This is a genomic window from Geminicoccus harenae (assembly GCF_019800005.1).
Lineage (GTDB): Bacteria > Pseudomonadota > Alphaproteobacteria > Geminicoccales > Geminicoccaceae > Geminicoccus > Geminicoccus harenae.
The window spans coordinates 170,876-189,109 of record NZ_JABGCL010000012.1; the positions used below are offsets into that span (position 1 = coordinate 170,876).

General features: G+C 70.2%; 15 protein-coding genes. 10 read left to right on the top strand and 5 right to left on the bottom strand.

What is annotated here, in order from left to right; translation table 11 throughout:
* Positions 1–281: 281 nt before the first annotated feature.
* From HLA95_RS13730 to dnaK, 4 genes are all read right to left on the bottom strand, one after another.
* Positions 282–1,433 (bottom strand): sensor histidine kinase, encoded by a 1,152-nt coding sequence (locus HLA95_RS13730; RefSeq protein ID WP_191059435.1) that lies wholly within the window; start codon positions 1,431–1,433, stop codon positions 282–284.
* 34 nt (positions 1,434–1,467) lie between these two features.
* The gene (locus tag HLA95_RS13735; RefSeq protein WP_191059436.1) at positions 1,468–2,154 is read right to left on the bottom strand and encodes a glutathione S-transferase; all 687 of its coding nucleotides are present in this window, start codon (positions 2,152–2,154) and stop codon (positions 1,468–1,470) included.
* A gap of 36 nt (positions 2,155–2,190) precedes the next feature.
* A complete protein-coding gene (gene dnaJ / locus HLA95_RS13740) occupies positions 2,191–3,327 on the bottom strand; it encodes a molecular chaperone DnaJ (RefSeq protein WP_191059437.1) in 1,137 nt (378 codons plus the stop codon).
* A gap of 94 nt (positions 3,328–3,421) precedes the next feature.
* Positions 3,422–5,362: a molecular chaperone DnaK gene (gene dnaK / locus HLA95_RS13745; RefSeq protein ID WP_191059438.1), complete on the bottom strand. Its 1,941-nt coding sequence runs from the start codon at positions 5,360–5,362 to the stop codon at positions 3,422–3,424.
* A 288-nt stretch (positions 5,363–5,650) separates the two neighbouring features.
* Between dnaK and HLA95_RS13750 the strand changes: the two genes are divergently transcribed.
* The gene (locus tag HLA95_RS13750) at positions 5,651–7,075 is read left to right on the top strand and encodes an FAD-binding oxidoreductase (protein WP_370467488.1); all 1,425 of its coding nucleotides are present in this window, start codon (positions 5,651–5,653) and stop codon (positions 7,073–7,075) included.
* A gap of 18 nt (positions 7,076–7,093) precedes the next feature.
* Here the strand turns inward: HLA95_RS13750 and HLA95_RS13755 are convergent, their stop codons facing one another.
* The gene (locus tag HLA95_RS13755) at positions 7,094–7,999 is read right to left on the bottom strand and encodes a histone deacetylase family protein (protein WP_255591935.1); all 906 of its coding nucleotides are present in this window, start codon (positions 7,997–7,999) and stop codon (positions 7,094–7,096) included.
* A 197-nt stretch (positions 8,000–8,196) separates the two neighbouring features.
* On the opposite strand from HLA95_RS13755, the gene rfbG reads away from it, so the two are divergent.
* The 9 genes from rfbG to HLA95_RS13800 are packed head-to-tail and all read left to right on the top strand — an operon-like array spanning position 8,197 to position 17,938.
* Positions 8,197–9,336: a CDP-glucose 4,6-dehydratase gene (gene rfbG, locus HLA95_RS13760; RefSeq protein ID WP_222183636.1), complete on the top strand. Its 1,140-nt coding sequence runs from the start codon at positions 8,197–8,199 to the stop codon at positions 9,334–9,336.
* Positions 9,323–10,162 (top strand): sugar phosphate nucleotidyltransferase, encoded by an 840-nt coding sequence (locus HLA95_RS13765; RefSeq protein ID WP_191060932.1) that lies wholly within the window; start codon positions 9,323–9,325, stop codon positions 10,160–10,162. The genes rfbG and HLA95_RS13765 overlap by 14 nt, the downstream gene beginning before the upstream one ends.
* Positions 10,155–10,703: a dTDP-4-dehydrorhamnose 3,5-epimerase family protein gene (locus tag HLA95_RS13770; protein ID WP_191060933.1), complete on the top strand. Its 549-nt coding sequence runs from the start codon at positions 10,155–10,157 to the stop codon at positions 10,701–10,703. The genes HLA95_RS13765 and HLA95_RS13770 overlap by 8 nt, the downstream gene beginning before the upstream one ends.
* A 10-nt stretch (positions 10,704–10,713) precedes the next feature.
* Positions 10,714–11,718 (top strand): NAD-dependent epimerase/dehydratase family protein, encoded by a 1,005-nt coding sequence (locus tag HLA95_RS13775; protein WP_191060934.1) that lies wholly within the window; start codon positions 10,714–10,716, stop codon positions 11,716–11,718.
* An 8-nt stretch (positions 11,719–11,726) separates the two neighbouring features.
* Positions 11,727–12,701 (top strand): glycosyltransferase family 2 protein, encoded by a 975-nt coding sequence (locus HLA95_RS13780; RefSeq protein ID WP_191060935.1) that lies wholly within the window; start codon positions 11,727–11,729, stop codon positions 12,699–12,701.
* On the top strand, positions 12,698–13,819 hold the full coding sequence (locus HLA95_RS13785) for a glycosyltransferase family 4 protein (RefSeq protein WP_222183637.1): 1,122 nt from the start codon (positions 12,698–12,700) through the stop codon (positions 13,817–13,819). The genes HLA95_RS13780 and HLA95_RS13785 overlap by 4 nt, the downstream gene beginning before the upstream one ends.
* A gap of 2 nt (positions 13,820–13,821) precedes the next feature.
* Positions 13,822–15,606, top strand: coding sequence for a glycosyltransferase (locus HLA95_RS13790; RefSeq protein WP_222183638.1), 1,785 nt, complete (start codon positions 13,822–13,824; stop codon positions 15,604–15,606).
* On the top strand, positions 15,603–16,709 hold the full coding sequence (locus HLA95_RS13795) for a glycosyltransferase family 4 protein (protein ID WP_222183639.1): 1,107 nt from the start codon (positions 15,603–15,605) through the stop codon (positions 16,707–16,709). Before HLA95_RS13790 ends, HLA95_RS13795 begins: the two co-directional genes overlap by 4 nt.
* Complete coding sequence (locus HLA95_RS13800) at positions 16,706–17,938, top strand: hypothetical protein (RefSeq protein ID WP_222183640.1); 1,233 nt, start codon at positions 16,706–16,708, stop codon at positions 17,936–17,938. Before HLA95_RS13795 ends, HLA95_RS13800 begins: the two co-directional genes overlap by 4 nt.
* The last annotated feature ends 296 nt before the right edge of the window (positions 17,939–18,234 follow it).

The window sequence follows — 18,234 nt, forward strand, 5'->3', positions numbered from 1 at the left end:
CGGCGTGCCCATCCGGACGGGTTGAGGGTCGGCAACGACCCGCGTGAATCGGTCGCTCTAGGGAGGGGGTGCGTTAGACAAGGGAACATCCTGCAAGCTGCAGGATCTTACACGCGGCCCTGGTCGAGCGGACCGGCTGACGGCGCGCTCTGCACGTAGTTGCTATATGATGTTGCAGTACCATCATGCAAGCCTGCGGACGGCAGTCCTGGGCATGGGTGGCATGCAGTCATGAATGGTTGCATGGGTGCCGACGCTGCCCGGCCACCCGAGGCAGAGGCTCAGGCGCTGCCGGTTCCATTCACCCGGACCCGGAAACGGGCGCCATCCGCCAGCCGGTCCGCTTCGAGCGTTCCGCCGAGCTGGTGGACCAGCGAGCAGACCAGCCGCAGGCCCAGCCCGCGCGATTTTGCAGCATCGAAGCCTTCGGGCAGGCTCGGGCCATTGTCGGTGATGGTGAGCAGGAGCCGGCTGTCCTCCTGCCGGCACTCCAGGCGGATCCCCGTGCGTTGGCCAGGGCGGCAGGCGTGCTTCAGCGCGTTGGTCAACAGCTCGACCGCGATCAGGCCGAGCCGGACCGCCTGGTCGGTCGGCAGGATGACGCGATCGGCCTCAAGGGTGAAGGTCACCTGCTCGGGCTGGCTGAGCGAGGCGATCACGTCGTTGCACAGCCCGGTCAGGTAGTCGTCGAACGCCACGCTCGCGATGTCGGCGCTGCGGTAGAGCTGCTCGTGGATGCGGGCGATGCTCATCAGCCGGGCCGAGGCCGCGGCGAGCACTGCCTTGGCCTCGGCCGAGCTGGCGCTGCGTTCCTGCATGCCGAGCAGGCCGGCCACCAGGGCCAGGCTGTTCTTCACCCGGTGGTCGATCTCGCGCAGCAGCAGGTCCTTCTGCTCGAGCAACGCCTCACGCTCGGCCTGGGTGCGTTCCTTGTCGATCGCGACGCCCAGCGTGTTGGCCAACGCCTCCAGGAAGTGGACGTCATGCGGGCTGAACATGCCGGGGTCGCGGCTGTCGGTCTCGAGCACGCCGAAGGCCTCGCCTTCGCCGCGGATGATCACGTTGACCGCGCGACGGACCCCATGCTCGGCCATGAGCTCCGGCGTGCGGAACCGTTGCTCCTCCGCCAGATGGTTGGAGATCACCGGCATGCAGGTCTTGAAGGCGTAGCCGGCCGGCGAGGCGAGATCACCGCCGATCCTGGCACTGCCCACCACGCCCGGGCGCCAGCCGATCCCCTCGCGCAGGAGGAAGGCGTTCTCGTCGGGGAGCCATTGCAGGACCTTGGCCAAGCACGTGCCGAGGCCATCGGCCGCGATCCGGACCGCTTCCGCCAGGATCGTGCTTAAGTCATGGCTTTTGAGAGCGAATCGGCCGAACTCGGCGATGAGCGCCTGCTGGGCCAGGCGCTGCTCGAACTCCGACACCTGCATCGACCGATGCTCCGAAGAGAGGACCCGGGAGGGTCTAGGCGGATGCGCGCAGGTCTGCGGTGATCGTCCCGGTCGCTGCGACCTGGGCCTCGTGGCCGGGCTCGCGCCAGGGCTCGGCCACGGCCTGCTCGGCCCATGCGCGCATCGCCGGGAGTTCCAGCAGGCGTGCCGGATAGCTCGCGGCGGCACCGGTGAACCGAAGCCCATAGGTCTGGGCGCGGAACGCCACCGGGGCGAAGAAGGCGTCGACGGCGGTGAAGGCGGCACCCGCCAGGAACGGCCCGCCGAAGCGCTGGATGCCCTCGTTCCACAATTCGTCGAGCCGGGCGAGGTCGCGCTCCAGCTCGGGCGGGCGCTCCGCCAGCTCGACACGATGGCCGACACTCATCGGGCAACGGTTGCGCAGGGTGGCAAAGCCGGCATGCATCTCCGCGGCAGCGGAGCGCGCCCAGGCGCGCGCCTTCGCCTCGGCCGGCCAGACCCCCTCGTGGCGCTCGGCCAGGTACTCGGCGATGGCCAGCGTTTCCCACACCGTCACGTCGCCGTCGCGCAGGGCCGGCACCTGGCCGGTGGGGGAGAAGGCGCGAAAGGCCTGCCAGTTGGAGCCGGGGCCGAACTCGACCTGGCGCTCGTCGAACCCGATGCCGAGCTCGCGCATCAGCACCCAGGGGCGCAGCGACCAGGACGAGAAGTTCTTGTTGGCGATCCACAGCTCGTACATGCCGGCCTCCACTCAGCCGCTGGATCCGATCGCGTTTCAGTCGCGCAGCCCGTTCCAGAAGTCCTTGACCCGCTGGAAGAAGCCCTCGCTCTCCGGATGATGGCCGCCGTTCCTGCCATCCTCCGACACGCCCTCGCGCTCGAACTCTTCCAGCAGCTCGATCTGGCGCTTGGTCAGGTTGACCGGGGTCTCGACGAACAGCTCGACATGCATGTCGCCGCGGCCATGGCCCTGCAGCTCGGTCATGCCCTTGCCGCGCAGCCGGATCTGCCGGCCGGACTGGGTGCCGGCCGGGATGGTGACCGCCAGGCGCTTGCCCTCGATGGAGGGCACCTCGATCTGGCCGCCGAGCGCGGCGGTGTACATCGGGATCGGCACCCGGCAGTGGATGTTCATGCCGTCGCGCTGGAAGAAGCGGTGCGGCGCCACATGGAGGAAGATGTAGAGGTCGCCGGCCGGCGCACCGCGCATGCCCGCCTCGCCATTGCCGGAGAGGCGGATCTTCATGCCGTCGTCGACGCCGGCCGGGATGGTGACCGCCAGGGTCTTCTCCTGGCGCACCGCACCCTTGCCGCCGCAGGTCTTGCAGGGATTGGGGATGATCCGGCCGCTGCCCTGGCAGGTCATGCAGGTCTGCTCGACCGAGAAGAAGCCCTGCGCCCGGCGGATCCGGCCATTGCCCCGGCAGGTCGGGCAGGTGGCGGGCTGGGTGCCGGGCTCGGCGCCGGAGCCCTTGCAGGCCTCGCAGGCGACCGAAGTCGGCACCCGGATCTGTGCCTTCTTGCCGGTGAAGGCCTCTTCCAGCTCGATGGTCAGATCGTAGCGCAGGTCGGCCCCCCGGCCGCTCGAGCGCCGCCCGCCCATCATCTCGCCGAACAGGTCGTCGAACACGTCGGAGAAGGAGGAGTAGTCGAAGCCCGGCCCGCCGCGGCCGCCGCCCATGCCCTGCTGGAAGGCGGCATGGCCCATCTGGTCGTAGGCCGCGCGCTTCTGCTCGTCCTTCAGGACCTCATAGGCCTCGTTGATTTCCTTGAACTTGGCCTCGGCCTGGGCGTCACCGTTGTTGCTGTCGGGATGGTACTGCTTGGCCAGCTTGCGGAAGGCGCTCTTGATCTGATCCGGCGATGCGCCCTTCTGGAGCCCCAGGACTTCATAATAATCGCGCTTGGCCATCTGCTCGCTCGTCGATCCCGGCAATGCTCATCACGACGGCGGCGCCGGGCTACTGCCCGACGCCGCCACAACAGCTTCTTCTAGGCCCGAAGGGTCACGCGGACCGCTTCTTGCTGTCGTCGACTTCCTCGAACTCGGCGTCGACCACGCCGTCCTCGGCAGGACGGGCACCGGCACCGCCGCCGGCACCACCCGCAGGCCCGTTGCCGGCATCGCCGCCACCCTGGGCCTGGCTGGCCTTGTACATGGCCTCGCCCAGCTTCATGGCAGCCTGCTGCAAGGTCTCGGTCTTGGCCTTGAGCAGGTCCGGATCCTCGCTTTCCAGCGAGCCCTTCAGGTCGGCCAGCGCCGTCTCGATCGCCTGACGGTCACCGGCTTCCAGATGCTCACCATAGTCCTTCAGCGACTTCTCGGTCTGGTAGACCACGCTGTCGGCCTGGTTCTTGGCCTCGATGACGGCCTTGCGCTTCTTGTCCTCCTCGGCGTTCTCCGCCGCTTCCCGGACCATCCGCTCGATCTCGTCCTGGCTGAGGCCGCCGGACGCCTGGATGCGGATCTGCTGCTCCTTGTTGGTAGCCTTGTCCTTCGCCGAGACGTTCACGATGCCGTTCGCGTCGATGTCGAAGGTCACTTCCACCTGCGGCATGCCGCGCGGAGCCGGCGGGATGCCCATCAGGTCGAACTGGCCCAGCAGCTTGTTCTGCGCCGCCAGCTCGCGCTCGCCCTGGAAGACCCGGATGGTGACCGCGCTCTGGTTGTCCTCGGCGGTCGAGAACACCTGGGACTTCTTGGTCGGGATGGTCGTGTTGCGGTCGATGATCCGGGTGAACACGCCGCCCAGGGTCTCGATGCCCAGCGAGAGCGGGGTCACGTCGAGCAGCAGGACGTCCTTCACCTCGCCGGACAGGACGCCGCCCTGGATCGCCGCACCCACGGCCACGACCTCGTCGGGGTTGACCGACTTGTTCGGCTCCTTGCCGAAATACTGGCGTACCTTCTCGATGACCTTGGGCATGCGGGTCTGGCCGCCGACCAGGATCACTTCCTCGATCTGGTTCGGCGACAGGCCGGCGTCCTTGAGCGCCTTCTTGCAGGGCTCGATGGTGCGCTCGATCAGGTCGTCGACCAGCATCTCGAGCTTGGAGCGCGAGATCTTGATGGTCAGGTGCTTGGGGCCCGACGCATCGGCCGTGATGAACGGCAGGTTCACCTCGGTCTGCTGCGCGGTGGACAGCTCGATCTTGGCCTTCTCGGCCGCTTCCTTCAGGCGCTGCAGGGCCAGCTTGTCCTTCCGGAGATCGATGCCGTTCTCCTTCTTGAACTCGTCGGCCAGGTAGTCGATGACGCGAAGGTCGAAGTCCTCGCCGCCCAGGAAGGTGTCGCCGTTGGTGGACTTCACCTCGAATACGCCGTCGCCGATCTCCAGGATCGACACGTCGAACGTGCCACCACCCAGGTCGTAGACCGCGATCGTCTGGTTCTTGCCCTTGTCCAGGCCGTAGGCCAGCGCCGCGGCGGTCGGCTCGTTGATGATGCGCAGGACTTCCAGGCCCGCGATCTTGCCGGCGTCCTTGGTGGCCTGGCGCTGGCTGTCATTGAAATAGGCCGGGACCGTGATCACCGCCTTCTCGACGGTGGTGCCGAGATGACGCTCGGCGGTCTGCTTCATCTTCTTCAGGATCTCGGCGGAGACCTGCGCCGGAGCCATCTTGCGGCCATGGGCCTCGACCCAGGCATCGCCATTGTCGGCACGCGCGATCTTGTAGGGCACCATGCCCACGTCCTTCTGGACGATCGGATCGTCGAAGCGCCGGCCGATCAGGCGCTTGACCGCGAACAGCGTGTTGGTCGGGTTGGTGACCGCCTGACGCTTGGCGGACATGCCGACCAGAATCTCGTCGTCCTCGGTGTAGGCCACCATGGACGGGGTCGTGCGCATGCCTTCTTCGTTCTCGATCACCCGCGCGTTCTTGCCTTCCATGATGGCAACGCAGCTGTTGGTGGTTCCGAGATCGATACCGATGATTTTGCTCATACCTTCCTCTCGCGCATCAGGCGAAGAGACTTCGCATAGGATGTTTCGAACGCGCCCGGCACGAGGTGAGCGGGCAGTGGGCAGCAGGACGCTCGACTGGCCAGCATATAAGTAAGGGGTGTGGACCCCGCAACCGACCTGCCAGTCATCGCATCCGGCCTTTTTCGCCTGTGCATTGCTATTGAGCGGCCCCGCCGGCGCCGGTGTGCCCCAAGCGCCACCATCCCTTGTTCGGTCGCTGGCCCTTGGGCCCGCCCGGCGGTAGGTTGCCGGCCGCAACAGGGGCGGATGCCCGGTGTCGACGTGGTCGCGGGAGTGGAGATGGTGACGAGGAGCCCGAACGCAATGCTGGTGATCGAGGCGTTGCGCGCCCGTTTCGGCGACCGGCTCTCCACCAACAAGGACATCCTGGCGCGGCATGGGCTCAGCGAGGGGCATCACCTGGGCGTGCCGCCGGACGCGGTGTTCTTCGCCCAGTCCACTGACGAGGTCGCCCAGGCCGTGCGGTTGTGCGCAGAGCACAAGGTGCCGGTGATCGCGTTCGGCACGGGCACGGCGCTGGAGGGCAACCTCGCGGCACTCAAGGGCGGGATCTGCATCGACCTGTCCGGCATGAACCAGGTGCTGGAGGTCCATGCCGAGGACCTGGACGTGCTGGTCCAGGCGGGTGTCACCCGCAAGCAGCTCAACACCCATCTGCGCGACACCGGCCTGTTCTTCCCGATCGACCCCGGCGCCGACGCCTCCCTGGGCGGCATGGCGGCCACCCGGGCGTCCGGCACCAATGCGGTGCGCTACGGCACGATGAAGGAGAACGTGCTGGGCCTGACCGTGGTGCTGCCGGACGGCCAGGTGATCCGGACCGGCGGGCGGGCCAAGAAGTCCTCGGCCGGCTACGACCTGACCCGGCTCTATGTCGGCTCGGAGGGCACGCTCGGCATCATCACCGAGCTGCGCCTCAAGCTCTACGGCATCCCGGAATCGATCACGGCCGCGGTCTGCGGCTTCCCCTCGGTCGAGGCCGCGGCCGAGACGGTGATCATGACCATCCAGTCCGGCATCCCGGTGGCGCGCATCGAGCTGATGAGTGCGGCGCAATTGGAGGCGGTGGTCCGCTACAACAAGCTGGAAGGCTTCGAGATCGCCCCGCATCTCTTCTACGAGTTCCACGGCACCACGGCCGGGGCGAAGGAGCAGGCCGAGCTCGCCCAGGCGATCGCCGCGGAATGCGGCGGCGGCGACTTCCGCTGGGCATCCAGCCTGGAGGAGCGCAACCGGCTGTGGGCGGCGCGCCACGACGTGTATCACGCGACCTGCGCGATCCGCCCGGGCGCCAAGGTCTGGTCGACCGACGTGTGCGTGCCGATCAGCCAGCTCGCCGGCCTGATCGAGGCGACCCGGATCGACCTGGAGGCGCAGGGCCTCCTGCCGCTGATCGTGGGCCATGCCGGCGACGGCAATTTCCACCTGGGCCTGCTCTACGACGAAGAGGGCTCGGAGGAGTATCGACGCTGCAAGGCGGTGAACGACCGGCTGGTCGACCGGGCACTCGCCATGGGCGGCACCTGCACCGGCGAGCACGGTGTCGGCATGGGCAAGATCGAGAAGGTCGAGAAGGAGCACGGGGCCGCGGTCGAGGTGATGCGCAGGATCAAGCGGGCGCTCGACCCGGACAACATCATGAACCCGGGCAAGGTGCTGCGGATGGAGTGAACGGCTGCCCGTTCGGGATCAGCCGAACAGTTCGCGCGCGGCCACGTGGAGCAAAGCGTGGCGGGCGACCAGCCGGTCCAGGTCCTGGTCGTAGCCGCCGCCCATCACGCCGGCCAGCGGGATCGCCCGTTGCCGGCAATGGCCGAGCACCAGGCGCTCGCGGGCGAGCAGGCCCTCGTCGGTGAGCGCCAGTCGGCCCAGCCGGTCGTCGACATGCGGGTCGACCCCGGCATTGTAGAACACCAGGTCCGGGCGGTGCCGGTCCAGCACGGCCGGGACCAGTTGCTCCAGCAGGGCCAGATAGGTTGCGTCGCCCGTGGCCGGGTCGAGCGCCAGGTCGAGGCTGCTCTGCTGCTTGCGCGCCGGGTAGTTGGCCCGGCAATGCACGGACAGGGTGAACATGTGCGGGTCACCGGCCAGGATGCCGGCAGTGCCGTCACCCTGGTGCACGTCCAGGTCGATCACCATGACCTTCCGGACGGCACCCTCGTCGTGCAGCACCCGGGCGGCCACCGCCACGTCGTTGAACACGCAAAAACCCGCACCGCCGGCATGATGGGCATGGTGGCTGCCGCCCGCGGTGTTGGCGGCAAAGCCGTCTTCCAGCGCCAGCCGTGCCGCCAAGAGCGTGCCGCCAGTGGCGGCACGCGCCCGGCGGGCCAGCGGCGCGTCGACGGTGAAGCCCAGCCGCCGCTCATCGGCGGTCGCGACGTTGGCGCTCAGCACCGCATCGACCCAGTCGGGTGTGTGCGCGCGCAGGAGCCAGCTGCGCTCGGCCAGGCGCGGCGCCACCAGCCGGTCGGCCAGCCAGGGATCGTCCAGGGCCAGCCGCTGTGACATTCGTACATATTTCGGCATGGGAAACCGGTGCCCGGCCGGGATCGACACCGAATAGTCCGGATGAGCAACGATCTTGTAGGTCAACGCTTTAAAACGCCGCTCTCATCTCATGCGGCAAAAGCGATCGCAGATCTGCCCGCAAATGGCGAGCCAATTGCGCAGGCGCGCCCATCTTTTCCGCTCGCATTCCTCGCGATAACGAGTCAGAACTAACGCAGTGGTTGAATAACTCGCTGCCGGTTCGGCCGCGCCGCACCCTCCAGTGCCGGAGAGACACATTGATGGGGATCGATCAGCGTTTCTGGGCAGGTCGCCGGGTCCTGGTCACCGGCCACACCGGCTTCAAGGGCACCTGGCTCACCGCTTGGCTCCAGCAGATGGGCGCCGTGGTGACGGGCTTCGCCAAGGCCCCGCCGACCGACCCGTCGCTGTTCGCCGCCTCGGGCCTGGCCGGGCGCATCGAGCATCTGGAGGGCGACGTCGCGGACGTCGCAGCGCTGGGCGAGGTGGTGGCGCGCGTCCGCCCGGAGATCGTGCTGCACCTGGCCGGTCAGGCCATCCTGCGGCAGGGCTTCGACGACCCGGTCGGCACGTTCCGCACCAACGTGATGGGCACGGTCGCGATGCTCGACGCGATCCGCCAGGTGAGCAGCGTGCGCGCCGCGGTGCTGATCACCTCGGACAAATGCTATCTCGACCAGCGCCGGACCTGCGCCGAGGACGACCCCTTGGGTGGCCACGAGGCCTATGGCGCGTCCAAGGCCTGTGCCGAGATTGCGATCCAGTGCTTCCGGGCCGCCTACTTCCCGGGCAGCTTCACCTGCGGGATCGCCTCGGCCCGGGCCGGCAACGTGTTCGGTGCGGGCGACTTCGCGCCGAGCCGCCTGGTCCCCGACCTCGCCCGCGCCTTCCTGAGGGGCGAGCTGCCGAAGCTGCGCAGCCCGGAGGCGGTCCGGCCCTGGCAGCACGTGCTGGACGCGGTGGCGGGCTATCTGCGCCTAGCCGAGCTGCTGCACCAGCGGCCGGAGATGTACAGCACGTCGTGGAACTTCGGGCCCGAGGCGGGCAGCGAATGGACGGTGAGCGCCATCGCCGACGCGCTGGCCAGCGCCTTCGGCATCCAGGGCTGGGAGAGCGCGCCGCCGCTGCCGGTCCAGGAGGAGGCGCTGTTGCGCCTGCAGACCAGCCGTGCCCGCCGCCGCCTCGGCTGGCAGCCGCAGCTCGGCATGGCCGAGGCGCTGCGCTGGACCGCGCAGGGCTACAAGCGCCTGTACGGCACCGGCGACACGAACTGGCTCGCCGACCAGATCGCCCGCTACCACGCAGGGCTGCAGGAACAGGATGCCCGGCCCACCGAGGGCGAGCTCGTCGACCTCATGACCCATGCCGTTGCCAGGACCAGCCAGCATGAAGCGGCCTGACCCCTTCCGTCCCGCCCCCGCCGACGTGCCCGTCTTCATCCTGTGCGGCGGGCTCGGCACGCGCCTGGGCCACCTGGCGGCCGACCGGCCCAAGCCCATGGTCGAGATCGGGGACCGGCCGATGCTCCAGCACATCATGGAGGTCTATGGCCGCCACGGCTTTCGCCGCTTCGTGCTCTGCACCGGCTGGCGCTCCGACGTGATCGGCGAGTTCTTCGGGCTGTGGCACTACTGGAACGCCGACTTCACCGTGAACCTGCGCGACCGCTCGGTGTCCTGGCACCAGACCAAGGCCTGGCCGGACTGGGACGTCACCGTGGCGCAGACCGGCCCCGAGACAATGACCGGGGCCAGGATCGCCCGGGCGGCGGCGCGCTATCTGGGCGATGCCCCGCATTTCGCGGTGACCTATGGCGACGGGCTGACCGATGCCGACCTGACGGCCGAGTTCGCCTTCCACCTGGCCCATGACCGCTTGGCCACCATGCTGGGCGTGCAGCCGCCCTCCCAGTTCGGCCGGCTCGACCTGCCCGGCGACGGGCCGGCGCGCTTCGTCGAGAAGCCGGAGCGGACCGACCAGTGGATCAACGGTGGCTACTTCTTCTTCCGCCGCGGCATGCTCGATTACCTGTCGGAACGTGCCGACTGCGTGCTGGAAGGCGAGCCGCTCCAGCGGCTGTCCGCGGACGGCCAGCTCGAGGTGCACAAGCATGGCGGCTTCTGGTCGTGCATGGACACCAGCCGCGACAAGGAAAAGATCGAGGCACTCTGGGAAACCGGTGCCGCACCCTGGACCGGCCAGCTCGGGGGGCTGATCGATGCGTGAGGTCGACCGGCCGCTGCCCGGCATGCGGGTCTTCGACCTGGAGCCGCGCCAGGACGAGCGTGGCTCGTTCACCCGGCTGTTCTGCCGGGCCACCCTGGCGGAGCTCGGCTTCGAGTGCGGGGCCGCGCAGTCCAACCTGTCCCGCTCGATCCGGGCCGGCACCCTGCGCGGCCTGCACTACCAGCTGGGTGATGCCGCGGAGACCAAGCTCGTCACGGTGGTGGCCGGTGCCGTCTGCGACGTGGTCCTGGACCTGCGCCCCTACAGCCCGAGCTTCGGCCAGCATGTCGCCCTGCACCTGGACGCGGCACTGCCCCAGGCCGTGCTGATCCCGGCCGGCTGCGCCCATGGGTTCCTGACCACGGAGGACGCCACCACCCTGCTCTACTTCACCTCGCATCCCCATGCGCCGGTGCTGGAGCGGGGCGTGCGCTGGGACGATCCGGCCTTCCGGATCGCCTGGCCGGAGGATCCCGTGGTGCTTTCCCATAAAGACCGGGCACTGCCCGATTTCGACCCGCGCTGGCATCTGGCGGCCTGAGGAGGATCCGATGCGCGTGCTGATGACCGGTGTGAGCTCATTCACCGGCAGCTGGATGGCGAGGCGCCTGGCCGAGGCCGGTGCCGTGGTGACCGCCCCGCGCCGGGGCTGCCGGACCGAGGACGGGCCCAGGACCCGCGAGCGCAGCGCCATGCTGGCGAAAAGGGTCCGCCAAGTCGACGAGGCGCCGTTCGGCTCCGACCGGTTCCTGGATCTCCTGGCGAACGAAGGGCCGTTCGACCTGCTCTGCCTGCACGGTGCCACTGTCGGCGACCATCGCGCCGAGGATTTCGACGCGATCCACGCCCTGCGCCAGGACACCCACCGGATCAGCCAGGTGATGGAGCGCTTCGCGGCGGGCGGCGGCCGGGCGGTGATCTTCACCGGCACGGTGTTCGAGGCCGACGAGGGCCGGGGCGAGCCGCCTCATGCCGCGATCGGCGGCTATGGCCTGGCCAAGACCCTGACTTGGCAGGTGGTGCGCCACGCGACCGAGCGGCGCGGCCTGCGCCTGGCCAAGTTCGTGGTCCCGCACCCGTTCGGCCCGATGGAGAAACCGGGGCTGACCAGCATGCTCGCGGAAGCCTGGCTGTCCGGGCAGGTGCCGACGGTCGCTACGCCCGCCCTGGTGCGCGACCATATCCATGTCGACCTGCTGGCGCTGGCCTATGCCCGCTTCGCGCGCGAGGTCCATGGCTGGAACGGCCGCGCCATGGTCCACCATGCCGGCCCGTCCGGCCATGTCGAGACGGTGGGCAGCTTCGTCGCCCGGTTCGCCCGGGCACTCGGGCCCTTGCTGGGCGTGCCGACCCGCTGGTCCTCGGCCAGCGCCGCCGCGAGCGGCCAGCAGCCGCGCATCCGCTGCAATGCCGAGCCCACGCAGACGCTGCATCCCGAATTCGACCCGAACCGGGCGTACGAGGAACTGGCGGTCTGGTACCTGCAGCGCTTCGGCGGCAGCGGGCACGGGCGGCGGGCACTGCGCATCGCCGAGCGCAGCCTCGAGCCGGTCTGAGTCCGATGATGGCGGACCGGATCGGCGACGCGGCCGGCCCCGAGGCCGGGATGGTGCCAGAGGTCGGCGTGGTGATGGTCACCCATCGCAGCCGCGCCCATCTCGACCACAGCCTGCCGCCGCTTCTGGCCTCGCCGCTGCGGCCGCGGATCCTGGTGGTGAACTCCAGCTCCGGCGACGGCACGGTCGAGCGCGCCCAAGAGCTCGGCGCCGAGACCTGGGTGGTGCCGCGCTGCTCGTTCAACCACGGCGCCACGCGCGAGGCGGCGCGGCACCGGCTGGGCACGGCGGTCGTGGTGATGATCACGCCCGACGCCTATCCGGCCAGCCCCGAAGAGCTCGGCCGGCTGGTGCATCCGGTGCTGACCGGGCAGGCCGCCTGCGCCTATGGCCGCCAACTCCCGCATCGCGGCGCCGACCCGGTCGAGGCGTTCGGCCGGGCCTTCAGCTATCCGGACCAGAGCGACCTGCGCTCAGCCGCCGACCGCGCCCGGCTCGGCAGCGGCGTCCATTTCTGCTCCAACGCCTGGGCCGCCTGGTCCAACGTGGCACTCGACCGGATCGGCGGCTTCCGGCCGACCCTGGTGAGCGAGGAGACCATCGCGGTCGCCCGGCTCCTGCGGGAGGGCGAGCGGATCGCCTATGTCGCGGACGCCGTGGTCCGCCATTCGCACCGCTACACGCCCTTCCAGGAATTCACCCGCCACTTCGACATCGGCTGGACCCGTGCGGCCCATGCCGAACTGCTGCTTGCCCAGGGCGGTGAGGATGCACGCGGCCGCCGCTTCGCGGCGGAACTGCTCCTGAGCCTGCTGGTGCGGGCACCCTGGCAGCTTCCAGCCACGCTGGCGGCGCTCTTCGCCAAATGGTCGGGCTACCGGGCCGGGCTGCTGGGCAGACATCTGCCGCCAGGCGTCGCCGCCGCCCTGAGCGGCCAGGACTTCTTCTGGCGGAGCGACTTCGCGCCGAAAGGACGCCCATGAGGATCGCGATCGTCACCAACAACGTGCTGCCGCCGCGGGAAGGCATCGGCCGTCACGTGCTGGAGACCGCACGCCGCCTGATGGCACGGGGCCATGACGTGCAGGTCCTGGCCAAGGGCGAGGCGTTCGGCGAGGTGCGCGCCCAGCTCGTGGAGCAGGTGCCGGTCCACCACTGGCCGCATCGCCCGCTGCGGCCCTTCCACCACCAGGCGACCCGCCCGCTCCTGCAGGACCTGCTGGACCGGCTGGGGCCGTTCGACGTCCTGCACGCCCACCTGCCGCTCCTCCCGCTCCTCCATACCGAGGCCAGGGTGATCGTCACCTGCCACGGCACGCTCAGTGCCGACACCGAGGCGTTCACCGAGCGCTCCTGGCGGGCACGGGCGATCCGCGCCCAGGCCAGGCTGGTGGCACGCCCGATGGAGCAGGCCTGGTTCGACCGGGCCGAGCGGATCATCGCGGTTGCGGGCTGCGTCCAGGACGAGATCGTCGGGCGCTACCGGGTCGCGCCGGGCAAGGTGACGGTGCTGCGCAACGGGGTCGACCTGTCGCGCTTCCCGTTCGAGCATCGCGTGCGGGGCGGCCGGCGGCTGCTGTTCGTCGGCCGGCTCGGCTGGCGCAAGGGGCTGTTCCGGCTGCTCGACGCGCTGGCCCGCCTGCCCGGGGACGTCACCCTGGACCTGGTGGGCGAGGGGCCGCTGGAGGCCGACCTGCGTACCCACGCCGAGCAGCTGGGCCTGGGCAGCCGGGTGCAGTTCCATGGCTTCCTGCCGCACCCCGAGGTGATCCTGGCGCACCGGTCGGCCGACCTGTTCGTCAATCCCGCCGACTACGAGACCGGCCCGCTGACCCTCCTGGAGGCGATGGCGCTGGGCACCCCGCTGATCACCACTGCCACGGGCCTTGCCCGCGAGCTGGGCGAGGAGGCCCGGCTCGTGCTGGCCGAGCGCACGCCCGAGGCGCTGGCGCATGCGATCGCCACCTGCCTGTCGGCGCCGGACGAGGCGGCGGCGAGGGCCCGGATCGCCCGCCGCACGGTCGAGCGCCAGCTGGGCTGGGACCGCATGGTCGGGCAGCTCGCGGGCATGATCGCGCAGCCGCTGCGCCAGGCCGCCTGACCATGAGCGGTCACGACGTCGTCGTCTGCTTCGGCTTCGAGGCCGACCGGATCCGCCGCCAGCCCTGGCACGTCGCGCGCGGCATCGCCCTGGGTCTGCTGGCGCATGGCCGGCGCGTCACCCTGGTGACCGACGCCCGTTCGCCACCGGGAGGCGAGCCGTTCGGGATCGTGGCGCTGCCCCGCCTGTTCTCCGCCAATGCCCCCGATCCGGCGCTGCGGGAGGCTCTCGCACGACTGGCGCCGGACCGGATCTTCGTGATGATCGGGATCCACGATCTGCTCCGGCCCGGACGCCTGCACTTGAGCGCGCCGGTCTTCCCGATCGTGGCGGCCCAGCCGTTCCGCCTGCGCGACTTCCTTCGCCTGCCGGCTGCTGGTCTGTGGCGCGAGCGGCATCTGCTGCGGCTGGCGCTGCTCGCCGCCCTCCTGCCGGACGGCCTCATCTGCCGGGGCTTTCGGCAAAGCGGGGCCGTGGGCCTGGTGTTCGTTTCGGCAGCGGCGCGGGCGCGCTTTGCCGAGATCGGCATCGAAGCCTCGCTGGTACTTCGCCCACAGGTCGAGCCTCCGCCGCTGGTGCCAGCCCAGGCTAAGGCTGCAGTTCCGACCATCCTGTATGGCGGCCCGCCGCTGGCGCTGCGCGGTGCCGACCTGACGCTGCGTGCGTTCGAGGAGGCCAGCGCGGCCGGCCTGGAGGCCAGGCTGCAACTGCTCCTGCGCCCGGACGACCGGCCAGCGCTGATGCGCCGCTTCCTGGCTCGGGTCGAGCGCTCGCCGGTCCGTACCTCCATCGAGGTGGTGACCGAGATGCTGACGGCGGAAGCGATGCACCGGCGCTTCGCTGCCGCCGACGTCCATCTCCTGCCGTTCCGGATGACGGTGTCCGATGCGCCCTTGGTGGTGATCGAGGCCGGGCTCACCGGCCGACCGGTGGTAGTGCTCGACACGCCGGGCGTGGCCGAATATGCGCGCGCCTTCGGCGGCGTCGTGGTGGCTCGGCCGGGCCGGCTGGCCGCGGCCCTGCGCGACGCCTGCGGCCGTGCCGGCCAGCCGGTTGCCCTGCCGGAATGGACGAGCTGGCCCCAGGCCGTGGCGCCGCTGGACCGCTGGGCCGGGCAGGCGCCTGGGCGGCTCGCCACGATCGCGCTGATCGGCATCGACGGTGCGGGCAAGACCACGCTGCTCCGGCGGCTGCAGGGGCGCCTGACTGCGGCAGGCCGGGAGAGCACCCATGTCTGGAGCCGGTTCCGCAACTATTTGAGCAAGCCGCTCCTGGCGCTGGCTCGCCTGAGCGGCCACAACCGCAAGCTGGTGCTGGGCGGTGTCAGGATCGGGGTCCACGAGTTCGCCAATGGCTGGGCCCGGCCGTTTCTCTGGCTGCAGCGGCTCGACCTGTGGCTGGACCGGCAGCTGCGGATCCGTCCCGCCGCCAGGAGCGGCCTCGTCGTCATGGATCGCTGCGCGCTCGACCAGCTGGTCGACATGGCGGTCGCCACCGGCCGCGAGGCAGAGCTGGTCGAACAGCTGGCCCCCCGTCTCCTCGCGGGCCTGCCGCAGCCGGCCCTCGTGGTGCTGGTCGACCGCGAGCCGCTCCTGATCGGGAGGAGCCGGCCGGATGCACTGATGGACCCGAAGCTCCTGCGCCGCCGTGCCTGCTACCGGCTGCTGGCCGACCGGCTGCACTTCCCGGTCCTGCAGAACGATGCGAGCCTGGAAGCCGCTGACCGCTTCCTGGACCGCCTGGTCGGGCTGGCACCGGAACCGGGCGGCCGGAGGGCCAGCGGGTGATCCGGGTCTTCTACGCCAACGATCCGCTGGCGGCCGATCAGGGCGGCGGGGCCGAGCATTTCCGCGGCATCTTCCGTGCGCTGTCAGGCTCCAACCTGGACTGGCAGCTGGTAGCGGCCCGGCTGCAGGACCGCTCCCACCCGCAGGTCGACTATATCTCGCGCAGCTCCCATTTCGGGCGCTGGTACCTGGCGCTGTGGGGCTGGTTCTGGCGCAACCGCCATGAGATCGGCCCGAACGACGTCCTCCATTTCCACCGCAACTACGCGGCCTGGCCGAAATACCTGCTCTGCCCGCGCCGCGGCCGGGTGGTGATCACCTATCACAATGTCAGCGGCCGGGTGCTGGATGGGCTGCTCGGTCGCTCGGCTCGACCGCTCCGCTGGGCGATGAAGTTGCTGGAGCGTGCCGCGGTGCGCCGGGCCGACCGGCTGGTCTGCGTGAGCGATCGCGACCGCCTGGAGCTGGCGCGAACCGTGGCCGGGCCGCCTTTTGCCCGGGCCCTGGTCATGGCGGCGGCCCTCGACCACGCCCAGCTGTCGGAGGTGCCGGCCGCGGCGCCAAAGAGGTGCTCGCGCCTCCTGTTCCTGGGCCGCCTGGAACACCAGAAGCAGCCCGAGCGCGCGGTCGAGGTGCTGGAGCGGCTCTGCGCCGCGGACGGGGAAGGCTGGACGCTGACGATCGCGGGCGAGGGCAGCCAGCGCGGGCGGCTGGAGCGGTGCATCCAGGACAGCCCGGCGCGCGACCGGATCGTCATGACCGGGCTGGTCCCGCATGACCAGGTCGCCCGGCTGATCGACGCCCATGACCTCCTGCTGGTGACCAGCCGCTACGAGGCCTCGCCCACCGTGGTGAAGGAGGCGCTGCTGCGCCACCGCCCGGTCGTGACCTGCGATGTCGGCGACGTGCGGCGCTGGATAGGGCCCGGCAGCGGCCTGGTCTGCCGGGACGACCCGGAGGAACTGGCGAAAGCCGTGCAGGGGATGGCCCGCCTGATCGCCGAGGGCGGCTATCGCCCCTCGGATCGGCTGGGCGACGACCTGGAGCAGCGCCTGATGGCGCCGTTGCTGGGCCTCTATCGCACCGTCCAGGACGGAGCGTGAGCAGAGGCGTCGGTGCCTGGTCCGCCATCCTGGTAGGCGGCGGGGCCAGGCTCGCGGCGGCGGGCATCGGTCTTGCCGGCACCACGCTCGCGGCCCGGGCACTGGGGCCGGCCGAATGGGGGATCTGGCTCCTGCTGTTCGCCGGCTTCGGCTGGTGCCAGCATCTGGCGGAATGGGGCCTGCGCAGTGCGGCACTGGTGGAGGGCGGCCGCCTGGGCCAAGCCTGCCAGGGCCTCGTGCGCGACGTGCTGCGCGCCCGCGTCGTGCCGCTCGTCCTGTCCGGCGTCCTGCTGATAGGTGGTGCGGTCGTCTGGCGGCCGGACTTGGCGGGTGCTGCGCTGTGCCTTACCGCAGCACTGGCCATAATCGCCCTGAACCTCGACTGGGTGGCCCTGGTGCGCGGCAGCGCCTTGCCGGCGAGCCTCGGCCTCATGGTTCGCCCGGCCCTGTTCCTGGCCGCCATCGCCCTGCTGCCGGCACCGCTGGCGATAGGCGACCTGGCCCTGGCGACGCTGATCGGCTGGGCGGGCGCGGCCCTTGCCGGTGCCGCAGAATGGCGCCGCGCCGCCACACCCGTGCCGAAGCGCGTGCGGCTGCCCACCCGCGAACTGCTCGAGGCCGGCACCCCATTCTTCCTGGTGACGGCGGCCAACCAGGTGGCGCTGTCGGCCGACCTCATCGCGGTCGCCTGGATGCTCGGCACCGAGGCGGCCGGTGCCTTCGGCTTGGCCATGACGATCGCCCAGACCGCAACGCTGGGTGCCCAGGCCGCCGCCCAGTGGTGGCTGGCCAGAGGGGCTGCGATGGCGCCCGCACGCGCGCGCCGGATCCTGCTCGACGCGCTGCTGCTGGGGGGCACGGTGGCCGCGGCCCTGGCGATCCTGGGCCCTGGCCTGCTGCTGCGGCTGTTCGGTGCCCAATGGTCGGCAGCCGCCGACCTCCTGCCGCCGGCGGCACTCTATGTGGCCGTGGTGCATGTCACCGCGGTGCGTGCGGCGCTGGTGGCCGCCGGGGGCGGGGCCAAGCGCGTGGCGCTGGTGCAGATCGTGAGCCAGGCGGTCGGCTGGCCCCTGCAGCTCTGGGCGGCGGCCCGGCTCGGCCTGGAGAGCGTGGTGCTGCTCCGCGGGCTGGTGGAGCTGCTGCGCCTCGTGCTGCTGGCCAGTTCCGGCGACTTCCGGATCCGGTTCCAAAGTAGATCCGGAATAGCTAAAATGCCGCTCAAATCATGAGGGCATTTGCATTCAAAGTCTAATCGAATCCGAAACGATAATAGTTGTCGCTGATTCAGGTTGATGGTTATTCATCGAGGCAGAGGGAAATGGATCAGATGGCTGCCGGCGGCTCCAGGAATGGAACGGCCGTGCCTGGAGAAGACCGATGGCTGCTTCGACCCGCGACCTGCACGATCTGCTCCACCGGGCTTCGTCGCTCCGGCACGAGCGCGCGCGGACGAACGTCACCCCGTTCCGCGGCCGCCGGGTGCGGACACCGGAACTGGAGCTGGAGCATCTGTCGGTGACGCTGG